At 74.4% G+C, this 24,350-nt stretch carries 20 protein-coding genes; 7 read left to right on the forward strand and 13 right to left on the reverse strand.

The window, feature by feature from the left end:
* Positions 1-235: 235 nt before the first annotated feature.
* Both ACGFX4_RS02775 and ACGFX4_RS02780 read left to right on the forward strand, forming a co-directional pair.
* Positions 236-2,059: an AMP-dependent synthetase/ligase gene (locus ACGFX4_RS02775; protein WP_393069648.1), complete on the forward strand. Its 1,824-nt coding sequence runs from the start codon at positions 236-238 to the stop codon at positions 2,057-2,059.
* Positions 2,060-2,201: 142 nt separating this feature from the next.
* Positions 2,202-3,317: a polysaccharide deacetylase family protein gene (locus tag ACGFX4_RS02780; RefSeq protein ID WP_393069649.1), complete on the forward strand. Its 1,116-nt coding sequence runs from the start codon at positions 2,202-2,204 to the stop codon at positions 3,315-3,317.
* Positions 3,318-3,384: 67 nt separating this feature from the next.
* Here ACGFX4_RS02780 and ACGFX4_RS02785 read toward each other — a convergent pair whose 3' ends face one another.
* The 3 genes from ACGFX4_RS02785 to ACGFX4_RS02795 all read right to left on the reverse strand — a co-directional run bounded on the left by ACGFX4_RS02785 (position 3,385) and on the right by ACGFX4_RS02795 (position 5,961).
* Positions 3,385-4,182 carry an SGNH/GDSL hydrolase family protein gene (locus ACGFX4_RS02785; protein WP_393069650.1) on the reverse strand — a complete coding sequence of 266 codons (798 nt, stop codon included), beginning with the start codon at positions 4,180-4,182 and terminating at the stop codon, positions 3,385-3,387.
* Between the two features lie 137 nt (positions 4,183-4,319).
* Positions 4,320-4,925, reverse strand: coding sequence for a hypothetical protein (locus ACGFX4_RS02790; RefSeq protein WP_393069652.1), 606 nt, complete (start codon positions 4,923-4,925; stop codon positions 4,320-4,322).
* 151 nt (positions 4,926-5,076) lie between these two features.
* On the reverse strand, positions 5,077-5,961 hold the full coding sequence (locus ACGFX4_RS02795; protein ID WP_393069653.1) for a hypothetical protein: 885 nt from the start codon (positions 5,959-5,961) through the stop codon (positions 5,077-5,079).
* A 133-nt stretch (positions 5,962-6,094) separates the two neighbouring features.
* On the opposite strand from ACGFX4_RS02795, the gene ACGFX4_RS02800 reads away from it, so the two are divergent.
* Both ACGFX4_RS02800 and ACGFX4_RS02805 read left to right on the forward strand, forming a co-directional pair.
* Positions 6,095-7,267: an exonuclease SbcCD subunit D gene (locus ACGFX4_RS02800; protein WP_393069654.1), complete on the forward strand. Its 1,173-nt coding sequence runs from the start codon at positions 6,095-6,097 to the stop codon at positions 7,265-7,267.
* Positions 7,264-10,416, forward strand: a complete 3,153-nt coding sequence (locus ACGFX4_RS02805; protein WP_393069655.1) for an AAA family ATPase — start codon at positions 7,264-7,266, stop codon at positions 10,414-10,416. Before ACGFX4_RS02800 ends, ACGFX4_RS02805 begins: the two co-directional genes overlap by 4 nt.
* Positions 10,417-10,420: 4 nt before the next feature.
* On the opposite strand, the gene ACGFX4_RS02810 is transcribed toward ACGFX4_RS02805, so the two are convergent.
* From ACGFX4_RS02810 to ACGFX4_RS02820, 3 genes are all read right to left on the reverse strand, one after another.
* The gene (locus tag ACGFX4_RS02810; protein ID WP_393069657.1) at positions 10,421-10,642 is read right to left on the reverse strand and encodes a hypothetical protein; all 222 of its coding nucleotides are present in this window, start codon (positions 10,640-10,642) and stop codon (positions 10,421-10,423) included.
* Positions 10,643-10,723: 81 nt separating this feature from the next.
* Positions 10,724-11,158, reverse strand: coding sequence for a secondary thiamine-phosphate synthase enzyme YjbQ (locus ACGFX4_RS02815; protein ID WP_393069659.1), 435 nt, complete (start codon positions 11,156-11,158; stop codon positions 10,724-10,726).
* 150 nt (positions 11,159-11,308) lie between these two features.
* Complete coding sequence (locus tag ACGFX4_RS02820; RefSeq protein ID WP_393069661.1) at positions 11,309-11,593, reverse strand: hypothetical protein; 285 nt, start codon at positions 11,591-11,593, stop codon at positions 11,309-11,311.
* Positions 11,594-12,190: 597 nt separating this feature from the next.
* Here ACGFX4_RS02820 and ACGFX4_RS02825 point away from each other — a divergent pair.
* Complete coding sequence (locus ACGFX4_RS02825) at positions 12,191-14,389, forward strand: CDP-glycerol glycerophosphotransferase family protein (protein WP_393069662.1); 2,199 nt, start codon at positions 12,191-12,193, stop codon at positions 14,387-14,389.
* A 159-nt stretch (positions 14,390-14,548) separates the two neighbouring features.
* Positions 14,549-15,220 (forward strand): lysophospholipid acyltransferase family protein, encoded by a 672-nt coding sequence (locus tag ACGFX4_RS02830; RefSeq protein WP_393069664.1) that lies wholly within the window; start codon positions 14,549-14,551, stop codon positions 15,218-15,220.
* Between the two features lie 15 nt (positions 15,221-15,235).
* On the opposite strand, the gene ACGFX4_RS02835 is transcribed toward ACGFX4_RS02830, so the two are convergent.
* A complete protein-coding gene (locus ACGFX4_RS02835; RefSeq protein ID WP_393069665.1) occupies positions 15,236-16,069 on the reverse strand; it encodes an alpha/beta fold hydrolase in 834 nt (277 codons plus the stop codon).
* A gap of 77 nt (positions 16,070-16,146) precedes the next feature.
* Here ACGFX4_RS02835 and ACGFX4_RS02840 point away from each other — a divergent pair, with 77 nt between their 5' ends.
* On the forward strand, positions 16,147-16,599 hold the full coding sequence (locus ACGFX4_RS02840) for a MarR family winged helix-turn-helix transcriptional regulator (protein ID WP_393069667.1): 453 nt from the start codon (positions 16,147-16,149) through the stop codon (positions 16,597-16,599).
* 15 nt (positions 16,600-16,614) lie between these two features.
* Here the strand turns inward: ACGFX4_RS02840 and ACGFX4_RS02845 are convergent, their stop codons facing one another.
* The 6 genes from ACGFX4_RS02845 to ACGFX4_RS02870 all read right to left on the reverse strand — a co-directional run bounded on the left by ACGFX4_RS02845 (position 16,615) and on the right by ACGFX4_RS02870 (position 24,228).
* Complete coding sequence (locus tag ACGFX4_RS02845; protein ID WP_393069668.1) at positions 16,615-18,450, reverse strand: ABC transporter ATP-binding protein; 1,836 nt, start codon at positions 18,448-18,450, stop codon at positions 16,615-16,617.
* A 90-nt stretch (positions 18,451-18,540) separates the two neighbouring features.
* A complete protein-coding gene (locus ACGFX4_RS02850; RefSeq protein ID WP_393069671.1) occupies positions 18,541-19,314 on the reverse strand; it encodes an SDR family NAD(P)-dependent oxidoreductase in 774 nt (257 codons plus the stop codon).
* A 298-nt stretch (positions 19,315-19,612) separates the two neighbouring features.
* A complete protein-coding gene (locus ACGFX4_RS02855; RefSeq protein WP_393069672.1) occupies positions 19,613-20,590 on the reverse strand; it encodes a zinc metalloprotease in 978 nt (325 codons plus the stop codon).
* A gap of 217 nt (positions 20,591-20,807) precedes the next feature.
* Positions 20,808-21,701 (reverse strand): SDR family oxidoreductase, encoded by an 894-nt coding sequence (locus ACGFX4_RS02860; protein ID WP_393069674.1) that lies wholly within the window; start codon positions 21,699-21,701, stop codon positions 20,808-20,810.
* Entirely contained in the window at positions 21,698-22,690 is a 993-nt protein-coding gene (locus ACGFX4_RS02865) for an alpha/beta fold hydrolase (RefSeq protein ID WP_393069675.1), read from the reverse strand. The genes ACGFX4_RS02860 and ACGFX4_RS02865 overlap by 4 nt, the downstream gene beginning before the upstream one ends.
* Positions 22,687-24,228: a flavin-containing monooxygenase gene (locus ACGFX4_RS02870; RefSeq protein WP_393069676.1), complete on the reverse strand. Its 1,542-nt coding sequence runs from the start codon at positions 24,226-24,228 to the stop codon at positions 22,687-22,689. Before ACGFX4_RS02870 ends, ACGFX4_RS02865 begins: the two co-directional genes overlap by 4 nt.
* Positions 24,229-24,350: the final 122 nt, after the last annotated feature.

Genomic DNA, 24,350 nt, shown 5'->3' on the forward strand with positions numbered 1-24,350 from the left:
CCCTGACCACGCGTTCGAGGGGTGAACGGCCGTTGTCCTGCGGGGTGGTCCGGATCGTCCCGAAATGCCGCCGTCCTCACCGGTGGCCGGCCCTCCGCTTGCGGCACTGCGGGGGACGCCGGGTGCCCCGGTGGCGACGGCTCTGGGCAGGGCCGCGACGATCCGGTAGCTTCGCTGCAATCCGCTCCGTCCGGCCGTCCGGTCCGTCCGGCCGGGGCCTCGGAACGGGGGTACCGTGCACGAGATCAGCAGCCCTGCCCTGACGGAGGCTCCGGTGACCGGCGGTCTGGCCGACTCGGTCTTCGACACCGCCGAGCGGACGCCGCGGCTGGTGCTGTTCTCCCGCCGGGACGGCGACCAGTGGCACCCCGTCACCGCCGCGGCCTTCCGCGACGAGGTGATGGGCCTCGCCAAGGGGCTGCTGACCCGGGGCGTGCGCTACGGCGACCGGGTCGCGGTGATGTCCGCGACCCGCTACGAGTGGACCCTCTTCGACTACGCGCTCTGGGCGATCGGCGCGATCCCCGTCCCGGTGTACCCGACCGCCGCCGCCGAGCAGGTCCGCTGGATCCTCGCCGAGACCGCCGCGGTCGCCTGCGTGGTGGAGGACGAGGACCAGGCGATGACGGTCGGCGCGGTCTGCGACGCGCTGCCCGAGCTGACCGGCATCTGGCAACTGGACCGCGGCTGCGTCGCCGAGCTGGTCGACGACGGCCTCGCGGTGCCCGACGCCCTGGTCCACCGCCAGCGGCTCGGCGTCACCCCCGACAGCCTGGCCACCGTCATCTACACCTCCGGCACCACCGGCCGCCCCAAGGGCTGCCTGCTGACCCACGGCAACTTCGCCGCCGCCGCCGACGCGCTGCTCGACGGCTGGGGCGAGGTCTTCCGCGACACCGGCGGCGGCCAGCCCGCCACCCTGCTGTTCCTGCCGCTCGCGCACGTCTACGGCCGGATGGTGGAGGTCGCGGCGGTCCGCGGCGGCATCCGGGTCGGCCACCACGGGCGGCTGTCCACCGACTCCCTGCTGCCCGCGCTCGCCACCTTCCGGCCGACCTTCCTGCACGCCGTGCCGTACGTCTTCGAGAAGATCCACCAGCGCGCCCGGGAGGCCGCCGAGGCCGACGGCCGGCTCGAACTCTTCGAGCAGGCCGCCGAGGTGGCCACCAGCTGGGCCGCCGCCTGGGAGCGCCGCGGCCTCGGCAAGGGCTCCGGGCCCGGCCCCGCGCTGCGGCTGCGGCACGCCGCGTACGACCGGGTCGTCTACTCCCGGCTGCGGGCGGTGCTCGGCGGCCGGGTGCGCGCCGTGATGTGCGGCGGCTCCACGCTCGGCCGCGACCTCGGCCTGTTCTTCACCGGCGCCGGGATGACCGTGTACGAGGGCTACGGCCTGACCGAGACCACCGCCGCGATCACCGCCAACCCCGCGCACAAGCCGCGCTTCGGCACCGTCGGCCGCCCGGTGCCCGGCGCCTCGGTGGCGATCGGCGAGGACGGCGAGGTGTGGGTGCGCGGCGCGGGCGTCTTCGCCGGCTACCTCAACCACCCGCAGTGCACCGAGATGGCGTTGTACGACGGCTGGCTGGCGACCGGCGACATCGGCTCGCTGGACGAGGACGGCTACCTGACCATCACCGGCCGGAAGAAGGAGCTGATCGTCACCAGCAGTGGCAAGAACCTCGCCCCCGGCGTGCTGGAGGAGCGGGTCCGGGCCCACCCGCTGATCGCCCAGTGCCTGGTGGTCGGCGACAACCGCCCGTACGTCGCCGCGCTGATCACCCTGGACGCGCAGGCGCTCGCGCACTGGCTGAAGACCCGCGGCCGGGAGCAGCTCGACCTGTGGTCGGCGCTGGCCGACGAGGAGCTGCACGCCGAGGTGCAGCGGGCCGTCGCGGCCGCCAACACCACCGTCTCGCGGGCCGAGTCGATCCGCGCCTTCCGCATGCTGCCCAAGGAGTTCAGCCTGGAGGACGGGCTGCTGACGCCGTCCCTGAAACTCCGTCGGCACGCCATCGTGGAGCGCTACGCGCAGGACATCGAGGAGCTCTACGCCGGATAGCGCAGATCGGTGACGGCCCCTTGACCCTGCGCATTGGTCCAGTCCATTGTGTGGCTCGGCCAGGGTGCGGCCTGCCGCCGGCCTCCCGCCCCTCCGGGAGCGCACCTCGTCTCTTCTCCTCCCCCACACAGGAGTCGTCTTCGTGTCCAGATCCCTGCGTCGCCTCGCGTCGGGCGCCGCGGCCACCGTGCTGGCCGTCCTGTCCACCGCCACCGCGCCCTCGGCCCACGCCGAGACGGCCGCCGCGGTGAACCTCGCGACCAACCCGGGCTTCGAGATCCCGACCCTGCCGCTCGCCGACTGGGGCTCCGTCCCCGGCTGGCACTGCGCGCCCGGCGAGGCCGTCACCACCACCGCCGCCCGCACCGGCTCCGCCGCGCTCGCCGTCACCCCGGCCACCGGCGACTCCACCGGCGAGTGCACCCAGTACCTCGCCGTCCGGCCGAACACCACCTACACCTATGCGGCCTGGGTGCGCGGCTCCTACGTCTTCCTCGGCGCCACCGGCACCGGCCACGACGTCGCCCCCGACTGGACCCCCGGCACCGGCGACGGCTGGCAGCGGCTCAGCACCACCTTCACCACCGGGGCCGACGCCTCCTCGGTCAAGCTCTACCTGCACGGCTGGTACGGGCAGGGCGCCTTCGCCGCCGACGACGTCACGGTGGACGGCCCCGCACCGGACCCGGCCCGCGCCACCTGGAACGCGCCGACCACCGACAAGGCCGTCTTCATCACCATCGACGACGGCTGGGCCCGCACCCCCGAGGCCGCGCAGCTGATCGCCGACCGCCAGGTGCCGGTCACCGCCTTCCCGCTGCCCATGCCGCAGGGCTTCGAGCCGGACTACTTCAAGAAGGTCACCGCCGTCGCCAGCTCCTCCGTGCAGGACCACAGCGTCTCGCACCGCGACCTGACCACCCTCACCCCCGCCGAGCAGCAGGCGGAGATCTGCGACGCCCGCGACGCCGCCGCCGCGCGGTACGGCACCGTGCCCACGATCTTCCGGCCGCCGTACTTCGCCTGGAACGACGACACCCTGCGGGCCGCCGCCAACTGCGGCATGAAGTACCTGCTCACCGCCACCGCCGACTACAGCTGGGGCGCCTCCAACGTCTACCACGGCGGCGCGCTGCAGCCCGGCGACGTGATCCTGCTGCACTTCACCGACACCCTGGCGAGCGACCTCCGGCGCGCCCTGGCCGACGCCGCGGCCGCCGGCCTGCACCCGGCCGGGCTCACCGACTACCTGCGCTGACCGGTATCGCACGACCGCACCCGCCCGGGAGGCTTCCGGGCGGGTGCGATCACCGTGTGCGGGGGGGTTACACGCCGGCGGAGAAGGCGGGCAGGTAGCCGCCGGACTGGCCGGCCGCGTTCGGGTGGTAGCTCTCGTCCACCGGCAGGGTGGTGGAGTTCAGCCACCGGGTGCCGCTGGCGCAGATCTCGTGGCCGGTGAAGATCGAGCGGACGTCCTGGTAGGTGAAGCCCGCGTTGGCGACCCGCTTGGAGATCACGTCGTCGAGGACGTCCGCCGCGCTGTTGATCGCCGTCCGCTTGGTGTCCGAGATGCCGAAGATGCAGGAGCCCGGCACCTTGTAGAGGTGCGGGTAGCCGAGCACCACCACGTGCGCGTTGGGCGCCTTCGACTTGATCGCCGAGTACACCTGGTCCAGCTTGCCCGGCAGGGTGTTGGTGGCGTAGCTCTTCGCCGCCGCCACCGCCGACAGGCAGGAGCTCTCGCTCTCCAGCACGCAGGTCTGCATCGTCGACGCGAAGCCCGCGTCGTTGCCGCCGATGGTGATCGACACCAGCGTGGTCGCGCTGTCCAGCACGCCCAGCTGACCGCTGAGCACGTCACCGGTCCTGGCCCCCGAACAGGCCGTGTCGGCGAAGGCCGACGGGGCGTGGGCCGCCTTCCACAGGTACGGGTACGAGTTGGTGCTTCTCTTGCAGCTGCCGCTCTCGCTGGTGTAGCTGCCGGCCCCGACACCGGCCGAGTAGGAGTCGCCCAGAGCGGCGTATCGCACGCCTGCTGCCTGGGCTTCTGTGGCCGCGGCCAGGGTGGCGACGGAGAGGGCCGCCGCGGTGGCGGCAACGAGGACAGCACGGACAGGGCGCATGGGCACCTCCACGGGAGTGACGCGGGTCACACATGGTGTACCAGGCAGTAGCCTGGTCGGGAAGCGGGCATGCCAAAGTTTTCAGGGTCGCCTATGAACCGTCTGGACTGTTGCTGGACACCGCTGTTGAGCGCGCGTCAGCCCTTCACGGACAGCACGCAGCCGCCCGGCGGGAGTTCCTCGATCGTCTCGTCCGCCACCGCCGGCACCCCCAGGTGACGCGTCGCCACCGCCACCGCCGCCCGCGCCTGCCGCAACCCCGGCACACCCCAGCCCAACAGCTCCACCGCCAGCCCCGGCGCCACCAGCAGCCGCCGGTAGTGCCGGCCCGACGCCGGATCCGGCACGCTCGGACCGACACCCAGCAGCGCCGCGGCCATCCGCACCCGGGCGCACTCGTGGCCGCCGTTCGCCGAACCCACCCGGTCGTACAGGTAGCCCAGGTACAGCGGAAGGCCGATCCGCGCCTGCGCCTCCTCGCCCGCCTCCCGCGCCAGCGCCGCCCCCGGGTCGCCGTCGTCCTCCGGCTCCAGCGAACCGCCCGGCAGGCTGACGATCCCGTCCTTCGGATTCACCAGGGTCAGCACCCGGCCGTCCGGCGCGAACAGCCAGCCCCACGACTGCTTCACCGGGAGCCCCGCCGGAACCGGCTCGCCCGGACGCCACGGCCACCCCGCGATCGGCCTCCGCCGCACCCGGCCCAGCAGATCGGAGATCTCCGGGCTGTACTCGATGCGACCCATGCCCACTCCTCCGATCCCGGGCAGCCGGAGGCGCCGGCACGCAGTATGCGTGTTGATCTTCCCCGAACATCCGGTCGATGAACAGCCCTGACGGCCGCACGGGGCACGCCGCCGACCACCCCGCCCCGAGCCCGGCCGCCGGGCGGAGTGGTCAGGTGAGTCCGGGGGGTGGCGGGGGGAGGGGGAAGGCCTCGCGCGGGCGGCGGGGGCCGGGTGGAGGAAGGGCGCGGAGCTCCAGGACGGTGAGCGGGGCGGCCCGGCCGGCGGCCAGGGCCCAGCCGCGGACGTCCGCCCCGTCGGGGCCGGCGAGCAGGAGCTCGCCCGCGCCCGGCCCGGCCAGCACCGCCGCCAGAGTCACCACGAACGCCTCCGCCTCCCGCGCCGTCGGCCCCGACCGGCCGCCGCCGGCCGTGCCCCGGAGCTCGACCAGCGCCACCAGCTCCGCCAACCCAGCCGCCGCCTCCAGCGGCTCCCCGCCCGCCCCCTCCGCCCGCAGCTCCAGGCGGAACCGCCCCTCCCCCGCCCCGGCCGCCACCGCCAGGCACAGCTCGGCCGCGTACCCCAGGAACGCGGCGAGCCGCGCCTGCGGCCGCCCACCGCGCTCGACCGCGTCGAGCAGCGCCGCACACCCCGCCGCCACCCCGGCCCGCGCCCGGTGGTCGCGGAGCAGCGCGGGCAGCAGCTCGGCCAGCCCCTCGCCCGCGTACACGTACGGCTCGCCCGGCAGCTCCGGATCCGCCGCGAACGCCGCCCGGGCGACCGGATCGGCGGGCGCGAGCAGGCGGCGCGCGCAGAACTCCTCGTACCCGTCCGCCTCCAGCACCCGCAGGTGCACCGCCACCCCCGCGCCGCGCATCACCCGCAGCTGCCGCTCGGTGCGCCGCAGGTACGCCCCGTGGTCGGCCGCGCCGAACAGGCGGTAGCGCCGCAGCCGTTCGAAGTCCGCCGCGTCGGCCGCCACCGCCAGCGCCACCGGCGGCGTGCACGCCCGCCGGGGCCCGCCGCGCACCGGCCGTCGCCTCGTCTCCCGCGCCATGCCCCGCCCCTCTCCGCACCCGGGCCGCCCGCGGTCGGACGTCCCATACCGCGGGACCATACACAGCGTCACCGACAGTCGACGCAGGGCGACGGTCCGGAGCTGTCGGTGGGTGCCGTTAGGGTCGATGACCATGCGGCTGCTGCACACCTCGGACTGGCACCTCGGGCGCTCCTTCCACCGGGAGAACCTGCACGACGCCCAGCGCGCCTTCCTCGACCACCTGGTGGCGGTGGTCGAATCGGAGCGGGTCGACGCGGTGCTGGTCGCCGGCGACGTGTACGACCGGGCCCTGCCGGGCCTGGACGCGGTCGCCCTCTTCGACGACGTGCTGGTCCGGCTGGCCGCCCTCGGCGTGCCGACGGTGTTCATCAGCGGCAACCACGACTCGGCGCGCCGCCTCGGCGTCGGCTCGCGGCTGATCGACCGCGCCGGCATCCACCTGCGCACCGATCCGGACGGCTGCGCCGTCCCCGTGCTGCTCGCCGACGAGCACGGCCCGGTCGCCGTCTACGGCCTGCCGTACCTGGAGCCCGCCCTGGTCCGGGAGCGGTTCGGCCTGGAGAAGGGCGGCCACGACCGGGTGCTGGGCGCGGCGATGGACGCGGTCCGCGCCGACCTGGCCGACCGCGGGCCGGGCACCCGGGCCGTGGTCCTGGCCCACGCCTTCGTCACCGGCGGGCAGCCGAGCGACAGCGAGCGGGACATCACCGTCGGCGGCGTGGCGAGCGTCCCGCTCCCGGTCTTCGACGGGGTGCACTACGCCGCGCTCGGCCACCTGCACGGCTGCCAGACGCTCTCCCCGCGGGTGCGCTACAGCGGCTCGCCGCTCGCGTACTCCTTCTCCGAGGCCGACCACCGCAAGTCCCTGTGGCTGGTCGACCTCGACGCCGACGGCGGTGTCGAGGCCGAGCGGATCGACTGCCCGGTCCCGCGGCCGCTCGCCCGGCTCCGCGGCACCCTCGACCGGCTGCTGACCGACCCTGCCCTCGACCGGCACGCGGACGCGTGGGTGCAGGCCACCCTGACCGACACCGTCCGGCCCGCCGATCCGATGGAGCGGCTGCGGGCCCGCTTCCCGCACACCCTGCAACTGCTCTTCGAGCCCGAGGGCGCCGTCGGGGACGGCGCCGGCTCGTACGCGGCCCGGGTCAGCGGCCGCTCCGACCGCGAGGTGGTCGAAGGGTTCGTCGCCCACGTCCGGCCGGGCCGCACCCTCGACGAACGGGAGCAGCGCTGGCTGCTGGAAGGCCTGGAGGCGGTCCGCCGGGACGCCGCCGAGCGCGAGCAGGAGACCGTCCGATGAGGCTGCACCGGCTGACCCTGACCGCGTTCGGCCCGTTCGCCGGCACCGAGGAGGTCGACTTCGACCGGCTCGCCGACAGCGGGCTGTTCCTGCTCCGCGGCGCCACCGGCGCCGGCAAGAGCAGCGTTCTCGACGCCGTCTGCTACGCCCTGTACGGCGAGGTCCCCGGCGCCCGCCGCGGCAACCCGCTGCGCAGCGACCACGCCGACCCCGAGCGGCTCACCCGCGTCACCCTCGACGTCACCCTGGGCAACCGCCGCCTGGAGGTCACCCGCAGCCCCGAACAGCCCCGGCCGAAGAAACGCGGCACCGGGTACACCGTCGAGAAGGCCCAGACCCTGCTGCGCGAGTGGCTGCCCGACCCGGCCGGCGGGCCCGCCGGGTGGCAGGCGCTCAGCCGCTCCCACCAGGAGGCCGGCGAGGAGCTCCACCGGCTGATCGGCATGAGCCGCGAGCAGTTCTGCCAGGTCGTCCTGCTTCCCCAGGGCGACTTCGCGCGTTTCCTGCGCGCCGACACCAAGCAGCGCGCCGAACTCCTCGGGCGGCTCTTCGACACCCGGCGCTTCGACCTGCTGGAGAAGTGGCTCGCCGAGCAGCGCCTGCGACAGGACGGTGCCGTCCGCGAGGGGCGGCTGCGCCTGCGGGACCTCGCCGGCCGGGCCGAGGAGGCCGCAGGCCCCGCGGCCGAGGAGGCCGCCGAGCTGTGGCCCGACGCGGAGGACGCCCCGGCGGACGCCGTCCTCGGGTGGGCCGCGGTCCTGCGCGGCGGCGCCGCCGAGCGGCTCGCCGGCGCCCGCGAGGCGGTCGCCCTGGCGGAGCACGAGCACGACGCCGCGCAGCGGCACCGCGAGGCGCAGACCGCCCTCGCCGAGCGGCAGCAGCGGTACCGCGCCGCGGCGGTCGAGGCCCGCCTGCAGGCGGACGCCGCGCACGCCCTCGCCGGCGAGCAGTCCCGCCTCGCCGCCGCCCGGGCCGCGGTCGGCGTCGAGGCGGTCCTGCGCATCCGCGACGCCGCGGCGACCGCGCACCGCACCGCCCGCACCACCGAACACCGCCACCGCACCGCCCTCGCCACCCTGACCGGCACCCCGCCGGCCGCAACGGGCGACCACACCCCGTGGCACGGCCCCGGGACGGACGACCGGCACAGCCCCGCCGAAGCGACTCCCGCCCCGCGGGGCGACGGCGGCGCGGACGCGGCTGCCGACGGCGCCCGGGGGCCGGCCTGGGGCGGGGTGGGCGTGTTGGCGGCCGAGGAGCGGCGGCTGCGGGAGGCGTGCGGGCGGCTGGAGGCGGCGCTCGCGGACGAGGCGCGGCACGGGCGGCTGGGCCGCGAGCAGGGGGAGCTGGCGGCCGAGCGGGCGCGGGCGGAGGAGCTCGCGGAGGAGGCGCAGGACTGGCTGGTCGACTTCGACGGCCGGTTGAAGGCGTTGCACGAGGAGCAGGAGGCGGCCCGCGCCGCCGAGACGCAGGTGGAGCGGCTGGACGCGCACCGCGCCGAGCTGTCGGGCCGGCTGGCGGCGGCCCACCGCCGGGACGGGCTGCGCGCCGAGGTCGAGCAGGCGGACCGGGCGGTGCTGGACCTGCGGCACGCCGCGCAGGACGCCCGGGCCCGGACGCTCGACCTGCAGGAGCGCCGTCTGGCGGGCATGGCCGCGGAGCTGGCGGCGCAGCTGGTCGGGGGTGAGCCGTGCCGGGTGTGCGGTTCGGCGGAGCATCCGGCTCCGGCGGAGCCGACCGGCGGTCAGGTGACGGCCCGGGACGAGGAGCGGGCCCGCGCCGAGCAGCGCGCGGCGGAGGAGCGGCTGGAGGCGGCGGAGCGGGCGCTGACCGCGCTGCGGATCGACGAGGCGGCGGCGGCCTCCGCGGCGGGCGACCGGGGCGTGGCGGAGCTCTCGGCGGCGCTGGCGGAGGTGGACGCGGAGCGCCGGGTCGCGCTGCGGGCGGCGGACGCGCTGGGCGCGGTCGCCCAGCGGATCGGGTCGCTGGAGCGGGAGCGCCAACACCGCGGGGAGCGGCTCCAGCAGGCCGGGGAGCGCAGTGCGGCACTGACCGCCCGCCTGCAGCAGCTGGCGGCGGAGCGGGAGGAGTTGGCCGGCCGGCTCGCGGCGGTCCGGGGTGACGCGCCGTCGGTGGCGGCGCGGCTGGCGGCGCTGACCTCGCTGACGGAGGCGGTGGCGGCGACGCTGGTGGCGGCCCGGGCGTCCGAGGAGGCGGCGGCGCAGCTGGCGGCGGCGGAGCGCGGGGTGGAGCGGGAGGCGCTGGCGGCGGGGTTCGCCGGTCCGGCAGAGGCGGCGGCGGCCGTGCTGCCGGCCGAGGAACGGGAGCGGCTGCGGCTCCGGCTGGATCGGGTGCACGGGGCGCTGGCCCGTGCGCAGGCGCTGCTCGCGGAGCCGGAGCTGGTGGCCGCGGCGGCGGCGCCGACGGCGGACCCGGCGGCGGCGCTGGGCGCGCAGGAGCGGGCGACCGACCGCCTGCGGCGGGCCTCGGCCGTGGAGCGGGCGGCGGCGGAGCGGTGTGCGGCGCTGGCCCGGATCGGCCACGGTCTGGCGGTGCTGGCGGCGGAGCTGGCGCCCGCGTTGGAGCGGTTCGGCCGGATCAGCCGGCTGGCGGGGCTGCTGGCGGGCGCCCCGGCGGAGAACGCGCTGCGGATGCGGCTGGAGTCGTACGTGCTGGCGGCGCGGCTGGAGCAGGTGGCGGCGGCGGCGAGCGACCGGCTGGTCCGGATGTCCGGCGGGCGGTACACGCTGGTGCACAGTGACGGCGTGGTGGCGGGCAACAAGCGTTCGGGGCTGTCGCTGCGGGTGGTGGACGCGTGGACGGGCAGCGAGCGGGACACGGCGACGCTGTCCGGCGGTGAGAGCTTCTTCGCCTCGCTGGCGCTGGCGCTGGGCCTGGCCGACGTGGTGACCGACGAGGCGGGCGGCATGCCGCTGGACACGCTGTTCATCGACGAGGGTTTCGGCAGCCTGGACGAGCACACCCTGGAGGAGGTCATGGACGTGCTGGACGGGCTGCGCGAGCGGGACCGCGCGGTGGGGATCGTCAGCCACGTCGCCGATCTGCGTTCCCGGATCCCCTCGCAGCTGCTGGTCCGCAAGCAGCGGCACGGCTCGACCCTGCAACTGGCGGGGCGCGAGCACGCGTAGGGCGTCAGCCGGAGCAGGCGATCCGCTGGGCCTGCTGCCAGGTGCAGACGGGGCAGAGTGTGCTGCCGGCCCGGTCGGCGGGGTACTCGGTGGGTTCGCCGCACAGGACGCAGTCGGCGCGCGGTCCGGTCGCGGCCGGGTCGTGGGTGAGCCCGCGGACGGCGGTGTCGCCGTCGGGTGCGAGCTCGCATGCCGGGGTCTGTTCGGTCCGCTGGTCCGCTGCCATACCGCAGTGATACCCCGGTCCGCCCGCCCCGGGCAATCGCCCGGGAAGCCTGGGCGCGCCGGGCGGGCGGGCTCGGCGGGATCAGCCGAGGAAGGACAGCCGGACGGTGCGGCGCGGGTTGTCGCCGTTGGTGTCGACCAGGACCACGGACTGCCAGATGCCGAGGGCGAGCCGGCCGTTGATCACCGGGAGGGTGGCGTGCGGGGCGACGAGGCCGGGCAGGACGTGGTCGCGGCCGTGGCCCGGGGTGCCGTGGCGGTGCTGCCAGCGGCCGTCGGCGGGCAGCAGGTCGCGCAGGACGGCGAGCAGGTCGTCGTCGCTGCCGGCGCCGGTCTCGATCACGGCGATCCCGGCGGTGGCGTGCGGGACGAAGACGTTGAGCAGGCCGTCGCGGCCGCCGGCCGCCGTGGTGAGGAAGGAGTCGCAGCGTTCGGTGATGTCGAGGGCGACCTCGGTGGTGCCGGTGGTGATCTCGAGGGTCTGGGAGTGGAAGGTGGTGTCGACCATGGTGTCCATCCTGACCCATCGTCAGTGGACCTCTTGACAACCGCCGCCGTCCGGTGGGCGAACTCCGGGGCGCCGGAGGAGCCTCGGCCGGGTCCGGACATGCGTCGGACCCGATGGACCTGGTCGGTCCATCGGGTCGCCGTGCTTCGCGCCGTGGGGTTAGCCGCGGCTGCCGAAGAGGCTGCGCTTGAGCCGGCGGAGCGGCGCGATCAGCGAGATCCGGGCCGTACGGCGGCGGGCCGCCGCGGGGCTGCCGGATCCGGCGGCCACCGGGCCGCGCGGGGTCAGCTCCCGTATCAGGCCGAGGGCCTCTGCCGTGTCCACCGCGGAGACCGCGGGCGCGCCGAGCACGGCGAGGTGCCGCTCGATCCGGCGGCCGGTCGTACCGACGCCGCACTGGATCGCCGGCACGCGGGGCCGGGCCCGCACTTGCATGTGTTCCATCCGTATTCCCACCCCTACGAGGCGCCAGGGCCGTGAGGCGAAGACTATCCGTGTGGGACGGCCTTCGCGCAACCGTCCTGATGTTCTGCCACCGTATCGTGGCCCGAGAACTGACACTTCACCAGATGGCGATGGAATCGGTCACGAGTGCGCATCGGTTGGCGGCGCGCAGCCATCCCTTCAGAAAGTGAACACAAGCGAGGGATTGACGTGGCCGAAACCTCCAAGCAATATCTATAACGACACGGGATTCCGGGCCACCCCCCGGAGAACCGTAGTTCGGATGGTTTGAATGATGAACAGATCATCCGTGTGTGTACTTCCGCCATCACAGTGAGTCACTGTCCGGCCGTCTCGACGCTGCGGCGGCCCGACTCCGAGGTGATGGACGGACCGGCGGGAGGTCGTTGAGGGTCGGCCGAACCGCCAAACCGGACTGCCGGTGCCGCCGCTCGCACGGCGCGGCACCGGCGGTCGCGTTTTCCGGCCCCGACAGCGTGTTCTCCGCTCCCGGCCCCCCTTGTGCCCGCTCGGTAGAGTGTCCGTGCCCGGCCGCCCCACCGGGCGATCCGGCATCCCTTCGCGGAGTGAACGCACGTGAGTCCCCTGCTCAGCATTGTCCTGCCCGTCCACGGCGTCGAGCGCTTCCTCCCGCAGTGCCTCGACTCCTTGCGGGCCGACACCGCCGCGCCGGGCGAGCTGGAACTGATCGCGGTCGACGACCTCTCCCCCGACGGCTGCGGGGCGATCCTGGACGCGTACGCCGAGCGGGACGAGCGGATGCGGGTCCTGCACCTCACCGTCAACCAGGGCCTGGGCGGCGCCCGCGAGGTCGGGCTGGCCGAGGCCACCGGCCGCTACGTGTGGTTCGTCGACAGCGACGACTGGCTGCCCGAGGGCACCCTGGACGCCCTGCTCGCCGAGCTGCGCGCCGAGGAGTCCCGTCCCGAGGGCCCGGCGGACGTCCTGCTGACCGGCTTCACCCACGTCTACAACGACGGCACCACCGAGCCCAACCCGTGGCGCCGGGTGCTGGCCGGCTCCCCGCTGGAGCAGGGCTGCACCGCCGCCGAGCACCCCGCCCTGTTCAACAGCGTGCTGTCGGTGTGGAACAAGGTGATGCGCCGCGAGCACCTGCAGGGGCTCGGCGTCGCCTTCGGGCGCGGCTACTACGAGGACATCTCGGTCACCTACCCGCTGCTGCTGTCCGCCGCCCGGCTCCGCTACCTGGACCGCGTCTGCTACTACTACCGGCGCGGCCGCCCCGGCGCGATCACCGCGACCGCCTCCCCCAAGCACGCGGACGCCTTCGCCCAGTACGACGCGATCTTCGCGTTCCTGGACCGCAACGAGCAGGCGGCCGCGCTGCGGACCCTGGTCTTCGACCGCACGGTGAAGCAGGCGCTGACCGTCTACGACACCCCCGGGCTGGTCCCGGTCGACCTGCGGCCGGAGTTCTTCGGCCGGATCGCCGACCACTTCGCCCGGCACCGGCCGGCCGGCTACCGCTTCCCGTCCGGGGTGCGCGGCGTCCAGTACCGGCTGGCCGCCCGGGGCTCGCGGGTGGCCTACGGCGAGCTGCGGCGCGGGGGGCGGCTGCCCGGCGCGGTGAAGCGTTCGGCGCTCGCGGTCGGCCCCGGGGTCCGCAAGGTGGTGCGCAGCGGCGCGCGCTACACCGCGTACAACACCTTCCGGCGGCTGCCGCTCGACCCGGACCTGGCGGTGTACGCCGCGTACTGGCAGCGCAGCTACGCCTGCAACCCGGCGGCGATCTACGAGAAGGCCAGGGAGCTGGCCCCGCAGATCCGCGGGGTGTGGGTGGTGGAGAACCGCGAGCGGGCCCGGGCGCTGCCGCCCGGGGTGCCGTACGTGATCGTCAACACCCCGGCGTACCTGCGGGTGATGGCCACCGCGACGTACTTCGTCAACAACGTCAACTTCCCGCACACCATGGTGAAGCGGCCCGGCAGCGTGCACGTGCAGACCCAGCACGGCACGCCGCTGAAGCTGACCGGGACGGACCTGCAGGGCAGGCCGGAGGCGGCCGACGGGACGGACTTCGAACGGCTGCTGGAGGGCGTGGCGCGCTGGGACTTCCTGGTGTCGCCGAACCCGCACGCCAGCGCGGTGTTCGCCAAGGCGTTCCCGGGCGACTACCAGCTGCTGGAGACCGGCTACCCGCGCAACGACCGCCTGGTGCAGGCCACCGCCGAGGACTGCGCCGAGGCGCGGCGCCGCCTGGGCGTCGCGCCGGGCCAGCGCACCGTGCTGTACGCGCCGGTCCACCGCGAGCCGTGGAGCACCCGCCCCGAGCCGCTGGACCTGGCGGAGCTCGCCCGGCGCCTCGGCCCCGGGTACACGCTCCTGGTCCGCGACCCCTCCCCCGCCGACGGCGGCACGGGCGATGCCGGCGCGGGCCGGCCGGCCGTCGACCGGGACGCGGCGGTGCTGCGCGACGTCTCGGCGCACCCGGTGGTGGAGGACCTCTACCTGGCGGCCGACGTGCTGGTCACCGACTACTCCCCGGCGATGTTCGACTTCGCGGTGCTGGACCGGCCGATCGCGCTCCACGCGCCGGACTGGGAGGAGTACCGGCAGCAGCACGGCGTCTACCTCGACCTGCCGGCCGAGCCGCCCGGCCCGGTCGCCACCGGGCTCGACGGGCTGGCCGAGGCACTGCGGGCGGGCGACCCGGAGCCGGGGCTGCGGGCGCGGTTCCGCGAGCGGTTCTGCCCGTGGGACGACGGCCGGGCCGCGGAGCGGGTGGTCAGCCGGGTGTTCCCGATCCGCAAGTAGCGGCCCGGTCGGTCCCGGTCCGCGAGGACCGGCGTACGGAAAGTGACGAGAATCGCAGCCCGGACGCCGCCTGTGGGAGTGGACGGGTTCCGGGGTCGATGTCGTAATGTGCAGGACGCGTCGCAGGAACCACTCCAGGACACCGGCCAGGGAGGGCCCATGCTCAACCTCATCACGAAGCTCGTGCTCAAGCCGCTGGCGAAGGCGGTCTACCGTCCCGTCATCGAGGGCCTGGAGCACGTGCCGCGCAAGGGTGGGGTGATCCTGGCCAGCAACCACCTGTCGTTCATCGACAGCGTGGTGATCCCGCTGACCGCTCCGCGGCAGGTGCACTTCCTGGCGAAGGCCGAGTACTTCACCGGCACCGGTGTGAAGGGCGCGATCTCCCGGGCGTTCTTCACCAGCGTGATCAACGCGGTTCCGGTCGAGCGCGGCGACATCCGCGCCGCGACGGCCTCGCTGGAGCAGGCACTGGAGATCCTCGAGGCCGGCAAGGCGTTCGGCATCTACCCGGAGGGCACCCGGTCGCTGGACGGCCGGCTGTACCGGGGCAAGACCGGTGTCGCGTGGCTCGCGCTGACCGCGGGCGTGCCGGTCGTCCCGGTGGCGCTGGAGGGCCCGTCCGAGATCCTGCCGGTCGGCCGGAAGCTGCCGCGGATCCGCCGGGTCACGGTGCGCTTCGGCGAGCCGCTGCACTTCGACGCGCTGCACGGGCAGGCGCGGTCCGCCAAGGCCCGCCGCCAGGTCACCGACGAGGTGATGACCGCGATCCACGCCCTGTCGGGCCAGGAGCTCGCGGACTCGTACAACGAGCTGCCGAAGGCCGCCTGACCCTTCCCCGAGGGCTCAGGACCCGGCGAAGAAGGCGAGCAGGCGGTCGTCGAGCTCGCCGGGCGCGGCCGTCGGGAGGGCGTGGTGGGTCGCTCCGGGCAGGACGGCGACCTCCGCGTGCGGGACGGCCCGCCGGGCCCGGGCGGCCGTCCGCTCGGCGTCGTGGGTCCGGCTGTCGCCGGCGAACAGGACGAGCAGCGGCATGGTCAGCGCGGCCGGATCCGCGGTCCGGCCGGTGACCGGGCGGGCCGGCGGGCGCCGGGTGGCGCCCAGGACGTAGAGCTCGGCCCACTCGGGGTCGGGCGCCGCGCCGCGGGTCTCCCAGGCCAGGTAGCGGCCGACGCCGCGCTCGGTGGGGCGCAGCAGCATCGGCAGGACGCGCAGCAGGTACCCGGGCCGGAAGCCGGCGAACACCTGCGTCGGGTCGAGCAGCGCCAGCCGGGTCACCCGGTGCGGGGCGTGCGCGGCGTAGGCCGCGGCGAGCCAGGCGCCGTAGGAGTGGCCGCAGATCGCGGTGGCGGGCAGGTCGAGGCCGTCGAGGACGGCGTCCAGCCAGGCGGTGAGGTCCGCCGGGGTGCGCAGCGGCCGGCCGGCGCGGGTGCTGCGGCCGGTGTCGCCCAGGATGTCGACCGCGTACAGCCGGTGGCGGGCGCCCAGCGCGGGGGCGTTGGCGAACCAGACGGTGCCGGTGGCGCCGCCGCCGTGCAGCAGCACCAGCGGACTGCCGTCGGCCGGGCCGTAGGCGTGCACCCGGGTCGGCCCGTACGGGGTGGGGACGGTCAGCTCGGCGGTGCCGGCGGGCCAGCGGGCGAGCAGCGCGTCGTAGGCGGCGGCGAAGCGATCGGACACGGGAACTCCTCGGGGCGGCTCGTTGACCAATTCTCTCGCTGAGCGAGATACTAGGCGAGCGAGAGGAGTGGACGTCAATGGCTGAACCCGAGATGGGACTGGTGCACCTGCTGCGGGCGGTGACGGTCGAGTTCGACCTGCTCGGCGCGGAGTTCGCGGCCCGCAACGGCCTGCACCCGACGGACCTGCGGGCGCTCATCGCGCTGCTCGACGCGGCGCGGGCCGGCGAGACGGTGACGCCCGGGCGGCTCGGCGAGCGGCTGCGGCTCAACTCGGCGGGGACCACCGCGCTGATCGACCGGCTGGAGCGGCTCGGCCTGGTGCGGCGGGAGCGGGATCCGAACGACCGGCGGCGGGTGCTGCTCACCGTCGAGGAGCGGGCGGTCGAGCTGGGGTGGTCGCTCTTCGGGCCGGTGATCGACGGGCTGGTCGGCGCGATGGGGGCCTTCGACCAGCAGGAGCTGGAGACCGTCCGCCGCTTCCTCACCGCGATGACCGGATCGCTCGCGACCCCCCGGCCGGAGCACTGACCGCCCGGCCGGGCGCTACGCGGGGACGCTCTCCCGGTGGAGCAGGGCCGCGTAGCGCCCGCCCTCGGCGAGCAGGGTGTCGTGGGAGCCGAGTTCGGTGACGGTGCCGCGGTCCAGGACGGCGATCTGGTCGGCGTCGCGGACGGTGGAGAGCCGGTGGGCGATGGTGATGGTGGTCCGCCCCGCGGCGAGGGTGTCGAGGGCCTGCTGGACGGCGGCCTCGGTCTGGTTGTCCAGCGCGCTGGTGGCCTCGTCCAGGATCAGCACCGGCGGGTTGCGCAGCACCGTGCGGGCGATCGCCAGGCGCTGCTTCTCGCCGCCGGAGAACCGGTAGCCGCGCTCGCCGACCAGGGTGTCGTAGCCATCGGGCAGCGAGACGATCAGGTCGTGGACGTGGGCGGCGCGGGCGGCGGCGACGAGCTCCTCGTCGCTCGCGTCGGGCTTGGCGAAGCGCAGGTTGTCCGCCACCGAGGCGTGGAACAGGTAGGTCTCCTGGGAGACCACGCCGACCGCGCGGGCCAGGGTGTCGAAGGACAGCTCGCGAACGTCGACGCCGTCGAGCAGCACCCGGCCGTCGGTGACGTCGTACAGCCGGGGCACCAGGTACCCGAGGGTGGACTTGCCCGAGCCGGTCTCGCCGACCAGGGCGAGCGAGCCGCCCGCCGGGAGCTTGAGGTCGATGCCGCTGAGGGTGGGCCGCTCCTGGTCGTCCTGGTAGGAGAAGGTGACCCGGTCGAAGGTGACCTCGCCGCGGACCGTCTCCAGGTGCACGGGCCGCTCGGGCTCGGCGATCTCGACCGGGAGGTCCAGGTACTCGAAGATCCGCTGGAACAGCGCCAGCGAGGTCTGCACCTGGACACCGGTGGACAGCAGGCTGACCGTCGGCCGGAACAGGCCCTGCTGGAGCGAGACGAAGGCGACCAAGGTGCCGAGCGAGACGATCGGGGCACCGCCCGCGCTCGCCAGGCCGGCGGCCCAGTAGATCACCGCGGGCATCGCGGCCATCACCACGCCGATGGTGGACATCCGCCAGCGGCCGGCCATCGAGGCCCGGACCTCCAGGTCGGCGAGCTCGTCCGACTGCTCGGTGAACTCCCGCGAGAGCGAGCCGGAGCGGCCCATGGTGCGGCCGAGCAGGATGCCGCTGACGGACAGCGACTCCTGGACGGCGGAGCTCATCGCGGCGAGTTGCTTCTGCCGCTTGGTGGTGATCGCCTTGCGTTCGTTGCCGACCCGGCGGCTGATCCACACGAACAGCGGGAGCAGCAGCAGGGAGACCACGGTCAGCCGCCAGTCGAGCGCGACCATGGCGACCACGCTGGCGATCACCGCGGTCAGGTTGGAGACCAGCGAGGTGGCGGTGGAGGTCACCGTGGACTGCATGCCGCCGATGTCGTTGGCGATCCGGGACTGGACCTCGCCGGTGCGGGTGCGGGTGAAGAAGGCGAGCGACATCCGCTGCAGGTGGTCGTAGACGGCGGTGCGCAGGTCGTGCATGACGCGCTGGCCGACGGTGGTGGAGATCAGCGTCTGCAGCACGCCGAACACGCTGTTGACCACGGCGGCGGCGATCATGCCGAGCGCGAGCAGGCTGAGCAGCCCGGTCCGCCCCTGCGGGATCGCGACGTCCAGGACGGCGCGCAGCAGGAACGGGGTGACCACGGAGACCACCGCGGACGCGGCGACCAGCAGGCCGACCACCGCGAGCCGGCCGGAGTACGGGCGGAACAGCGCCAGGATGCGGCGGATCTGCGCGGGCGGGCGGGGTTCGCCCCGGCCGCGTTCGGGCGGGGTCCAGTCGATCCGGTTCAACTGCAACGGGAACCTCCGGGGTGGGCGGGCTGCCAGCATACAGAGCGAAGCTCATAGTTAGCAAAGCTAAAAGAATCGCCCGGTATTCCCCGCCACCCCCGGCATCCCCCGCCCGCTCCGGGGCGGCCGTCAGTCCGTCCGGTAGGTGCGGGCCGCCTTGGCGGAGACACCGCCGAGCCGGCCCGCCGGGAGCAGCCGGGCCAGCGCGACGACCGCCTTGTAGCGCTTGCCCGGGACGGAGAGCGAGCGCCCGCGGGCCAGGTCGCGCAGCGACTCCTCCACCACGCGGTCCACGTCCAGCCACGCCCAGGACGGGATGTTCGAGGTGCCCATCCCGGCCCGCTCGTGGAACTCGGTCCGGGTGAAGCCCGGGCACAGCGCCTGCAGCCGCACCCCGCTGCCGGCCAGGTCGCGGGCGATGCCCTGGGTGAAGTTGACCACCCACGCCTTGGTGGCGCCGTACGTGCCGCGCGGCAGGAAGGCGGCCACCGAGGCGACATTGACGATCGCGCCGCGCCCGCGCTCGCGCATCCCGGGCAGCGCGGCGCTGGTGGTCCGCAGGATCGCCTCCACGTGCACCTTGAGCATGTCCAGCTCGGCCTGGAGCGGCACGTCCAGGAAGGCGCCGCGGTTCCCGAAGCCCGCGTTGTTGACCAGGACCTCCACCGGCCGGTCGGCGTCGCGCAGCCGGTCCTCGACGGCGGCGATGCCCGCGTCGGTGGCGAGGTCGGCGGTCAGCGTCTCGACCTCGACGCCGTAGGTCTTGGCGAGATCGGCCGCGGCCGCCTCCAGCCGCGCGGTGTCGCGGGCGACCAGCACCAGGTCGCGTCCGCCGCGGGCCAGCCGCCGCGCGAAGGCGGCGCCGATTCCGGCGGTGGCGCCGGTGATGAGAGCAGTGGTCATGCCCAGACCGTACTGGCTGGTAGCGGCCGGCGCACCGGTGCCCGGCGCCACGGACCGCCCCCACCTCCGACGGAGGGAAGTCGCACGGATGTCCGGCGCGCCGCGCACGGGAGGGCGGCGGCGGAATCGTACGGTGCTCGCACATCGCAGCCCACGCGATGGGATTGTCCGACCGACTCCGACCGAGGGAATCTGATGCCCACTCAGACTCTGCCGCGCTCCATACCACGACGGTGAGCCGACGACGGCCCGGCCTCCGCGAACGGAGGCCGGGCCGGCCGATTCCCGAGGTTCGACGTCAGGCGCGGTAGGAGGCCCAGGAGTTGGTCATCCGGGTCACCTGACCGGCGGTGAACTGGTACATGCAGGAGTCGTAGGTGTAGTCCATGAAGTTGTGGATCGGGTCGACGCCCGCCTTGGAGGTGCAGGTGTCGCGACCCGTCGGGCACTGGTAGGCGGCGGACTTCTCGGCGGGGGTGTCGGAGACGTAGTCGCCGTTGCCGTTGCAGCCGCCCTGGAAGGTGTGGTACAGGCCCATCCAGTGGCCCACTTCGTGGGTGGCGGTGTCGCCCTCGTTGTAGTTGGTGGAGGATCCGCCCGGCAGCGAGGTGTCCAGCATGACCACGCCGTCGTCGGTCGGGTTGGAGTTGTACGAGCTCGGGAAGGTCGCCCAACCCAGCAGCGACTGGCCCAGGTTGGCGGTGTAGATGTTCAGCGCGTTGGCGCCGCCGCGGCGCAGCGCGGACTTCATCTGCTTCTCGGCGGTCGAACCGGGCGTGATGGCGTTGTACCAGGAGGAGTTGTCGGTGTAGTCGGTGGCCGCCAGCTGGAACTGGAACGGGGTCGCGACGTTGCCGGTGCCCTGGCCGCCGTACGCCGCGTTCAGCACCGCCAGCTGCTTGGAGATGTCGGTCGAGGTGAGCTTGCCGGTGGTGCCCGAGTGCACCACGTGGAAGTAGACCGGGATGGTCGTCGCGGCCAGCGCGCCGCTGCCGGCCAGCGACTGCGCGCCGTTCGGCGACTTCTTCAACTCGGCTATCCGGGACTGGAGATCGGCGTCCATCGCCTTCGCCGCCGCGTCGGTCACGGCGTTCGGCTCGTGCGCCTCGCTGCCGGCCGCACGGCGGGCGCCGGCGTCGGCGGAGCTCTGCGCGCAATCGGCCGACGCGCCGGCCGCCGACAGTGCGGTGGGGACGGAGAACTGGGCGAACGCGAGCGTGCCGGTAAGGGCCGCGACGCCCAGCAGACGGGTGGAGATCCGGGCAGAACGACGCATCTGCTCTCCTCGGGTGTGGGGGTGAGGGAGGGGGAGGGGGAACGGCGGGATCACCGCCGCCGAGCAGAGGCTACGAGGCAAAATCGTGTACGCGTCAGACCCGTTCCGGCCGTGAAATTTTCACGACAAAACGCCCAAAGACCGGAGGTTTACCGGTCTTTGGGCGTCACTCGATGGAACCTTTACATCACCGCAACATCGCCGCGGTGGCCGGAATTCACCCCTCGGCGGTGGTCCGGCTCGCCGAGACGTCCGCCGCGCCGCCCGCTCCCACCGGCTTCAGACGCGTCGCGGCCGTCGCCTTCAACTCCGGCGCCAGCTTCGCCACGTCACGCGCACCCACCGCCGCGATCAGGCTCGGCAGCAGCCAGCGCACCGGCTGCATGCCGCGCAGCCACGCCTGCGCGTACACGTGCGCCGAACGGCGGCCGATCCCCGCGACCAGCCGGTCCACCGCCGGCTCCAGCGGGTACGTCTTGTTCGCCGGCCACGGCAGCTTCGACCGCATCTGGCGCAGAACGGTGTCCTCGTCGGCCCCGCGCACCATGTCGGTGTCGGTCCAACTCAGGTACCCCACACCGACCTTCACCCCCTGGTACGCCACCTCGGCGCGCAGCGCGTGGGCGAACGACTCCACGCCCGCCTTCGACGCGCAGTACGCCGACATCAGGGGTGCGGGGGTGATCGCGGCGAGCGACGCGATCTGCAGCAGGTAGCCGCGGCTCTCCGCGAGCGCCGGCAGGAACGCCCGGGCGGTGGCCACCGAACCCAGCAGGTTCACCTCGATCACCCGGGAGAACATCCGCGGGTCGCTGTCCTGCAGCGGGCCGCCGATCGCGATGCCCGCGTTGGCGACCACCGTGTCGATCCGGCCGTACCGGTCCTTGATCGCGGCGGCGACCGTCGCCAGCGCGTCCAGGTCGGTGACGTCCGCCTCCCACGCGGAAGCGTGCTCGCCGCACTCCGCGGCCACCGCCTTCAACTCGGCCGGCTCCAGCCCCACCAGGGCCACCTTGGCACCCTGCGCGGACAGCTTGCGGGCCATCAGCGCCCCGATGCCCCGGGCGGCACCGGTGACGACCACGACCTGCGACGACAACGGCGGGTTCATGACGCGGACTCCTCGACGACGGTGGGGACGGTGGTACGGACGGTGGAGGCCGGGGCCGTCGCCGAGCCCGCCGCGGGCGGGTGGGGTGCGGCCAGGCCGGCGAGGCGGCGGATCTCGGTGGCGATGTCGGTGGGGCGTTCGACCGGGGACATGTGGCCGGTGCCGGGGAGTTCGAGGAGGCCCTGCGGGTCGGGGAGGGCGGCGGCGATGCGGCGGGCGAGGACCGGCGGGGTGAGGCGGTCGTGGGTGCCGACGACGACGGCGGTGGGTGCGGTGAGGTGGGCGAGCCCGGCGCGGACGTCGAGGGTTTCGAGGACGCCGGCCCAGCGGTGGCGGACGGCGGTCGGGCAGGCGTGCACGATCTGCGCGCAGGCGGCGACCCGGTCCGCCGGGGTGGCGGGGCCCATGGTCGCGTACTTGAGCGCCGCCCGGGAGACGGCGGTGACCGGTCCGAGCGGCAGCCGGGACCGCAGGATCTGCCGGTGCAGGAACCGTCGTACGCCCGCGTGCCGCACCGCGGCCGGGACGACGGCGAGTTCGGCGACCAGGTCGCCGGCGCCGGTGGAGGCGAGCAGCGCCGCGGCGGTCCGGGCGGCGACCTCGGGCCGGTCGGCGGCGGCCATGATGGTCATGCCGCCCATCGAGTGCCCGGCGAGCACGGCCCGCTGCCCGGCCGGGACGGTGGCGAGCAGGACGGCTTCGAGGTCGTCGGCGAGCCTGTCGGTGCCGTACCCGGCGGTGGTGGCCGGGGTCTCGCTGCGGCCGTGGCCGCGCTGGTCGTAGGCCACCAGCCGGAATTCGGCGGCGAGGAGGTTGACGACGGGGGCCCAGAAGGTGGTGGCGCAGGTCCAGCCGTGGGCGAGGACGACGATCGGCGCGCCGTCGGGCCCGTACTCCTCGACGTTGAGCGCGGTGCCGTCGGCGGAGCGGACCCGGTGGACGGCGGCGGGGTCGGGCAGGACGCAGTCACGCGGAACGACCGGCTTCATGCGGGGACGACCTCCTGGGCGGCGACGGGGGCGGTGCGCTTGATCAGCTCGTACTCGGCGAGGTCGACCCGCCGGGTGGCGCGGCGGAAGGAGCTGGTGGAGCCGGGCCAGAGCACGGTGTTCTTGCCGGTCTCGTCGAGGTACCAGCTGCGGCAGCCGCCGGTGGACCAGACGGTGCGCTCCATCCGGTGCTGGAGTTCGAGGTTCCAGCGGCGCTGGGCGCGCGGGGTGGGCTGCATGGCGGTCGCGCCGACGGCGTCGAGGGTGGCCAACGCGTCGATCAGGTAGTTCAGTTGGGACTCGATCATGAGGATCATCGAGCTGTTGCCGAGGCCGGTGTTGGGGCCGATCACGAAGAAGAGGTTGGGGAAGCCGTGCACGGTGGAGCCGCGCAGCGCCTCCATGCCGCCCTTCCAGCTGTCCCGCAGGCTGGTCCCGCCGACGCCGTGGACCCGTTCGGCGATCGGCATGTCGGTGACGTGGAAGCCGGTGCCGAAGACAATCGCGTCGACCTCGTGCTCGCTGCCGTCGGCGGCCACCAGGGTGGAGCCGCGCACCTCGCGCAGCCCGGAGGCGACCACCTCGGTGTTGGCGGCGGCGAGCGCCGGGTAGTAGGTGTTGCTGAGCAGGATGCGCTTGCAGCCGATCCGGTAGCCCGGGGTGAGCCTGGCGCGCAGCGCCGGGTCGTGGACGGCGCGGGCGAGGTGCGTCTCGGCGAGCTTCTGCACCAGCTTGAGCGCTCCGGGGCGGCGGACGAAGGCGTCGACCTGGAGCTCGCGGAGGGCGAACAGGGTGCCGCGGCGCAGCGCGCCGGTGGGCGGCAGTGCGGCGTGCAACCACTTCTCGGCGGCGGTGATCTCGCGGTCGCGGCGCGGCAGCACCCAGGCGGGGGTCCGCTGGAAGACGGTGAGCTTCCCGACCTCCGGCTGGATCGCGGGGATGATCTGCGCGGCGGAGGCGCCGGTGCCGACCACGGCGACGCGCTTGCCGGCGAGGTCGTAGTCGTGGTCCCAGCGGGAGGAGTGGAAGACCTTGCCGGGGAAGGCGTCGAGGCCGGGCAGGTCGGGGATCTGCGGGTCGGCGAGCGGGCCGGCGGCGCAGACCACGGCGTCGGCGGTCCAGGTGCCGGCGGCGGTGGTGACCCGCCAGCGGGTGTGCTCGGCCTCCCAGCGCAGCTCGGTGACCTCGGCATGGAAGCGCAGGTGCGGGCGGAGGCCGAAGACGTCGGCGACCTTCTCCAGGTAGGCGCGGATGTCCGGCTGGCCGGAGAAGCTGCGCGGCCACTCGGGGTTGGGCGCGAAGGAGAAGGAGTACAGGTGGGAGGGGACGTCGCAGGCGCAGCCGGGGTAGCTGTTGTCGCGCCAGGTGCCGCCGACGGCGCCGGCGCGCTCCAGGATCACGAAGTCGGTGATGCCCGCCCGGCGCAGCCGGACGCCGGCGCCGAGGCCGCCGAAGCCGGAGCCGACCACGGCGACGCGCACGTGCGGGGCGGGCTGCGGTGCCGGCTCGGGGGGCTGCTGCTTGGTGCGCGCTGCCATGCGGAGGGCCTCCTGGACGGGGGTGGTGGTGCACGGACCATGAGAACAGGCAGAACGTTGCCAGTAATCACTGGCGTGGTTGGCAGGGTAACCCTTGTTGACACTGAGTGGAATAGCGCGCG

The sequence above is a fragment of the Kitasatospora sp. NPDC048365 genome (assembly GCF_043200835.1).
In the GTDB taxonomy this organism is placed as follows: Bacteria; Actinomycetota; Actinomycetes; order Streptomycetales; family Streptomycetaceae; genus Kitasatospora; species Kitasatospora terrestris.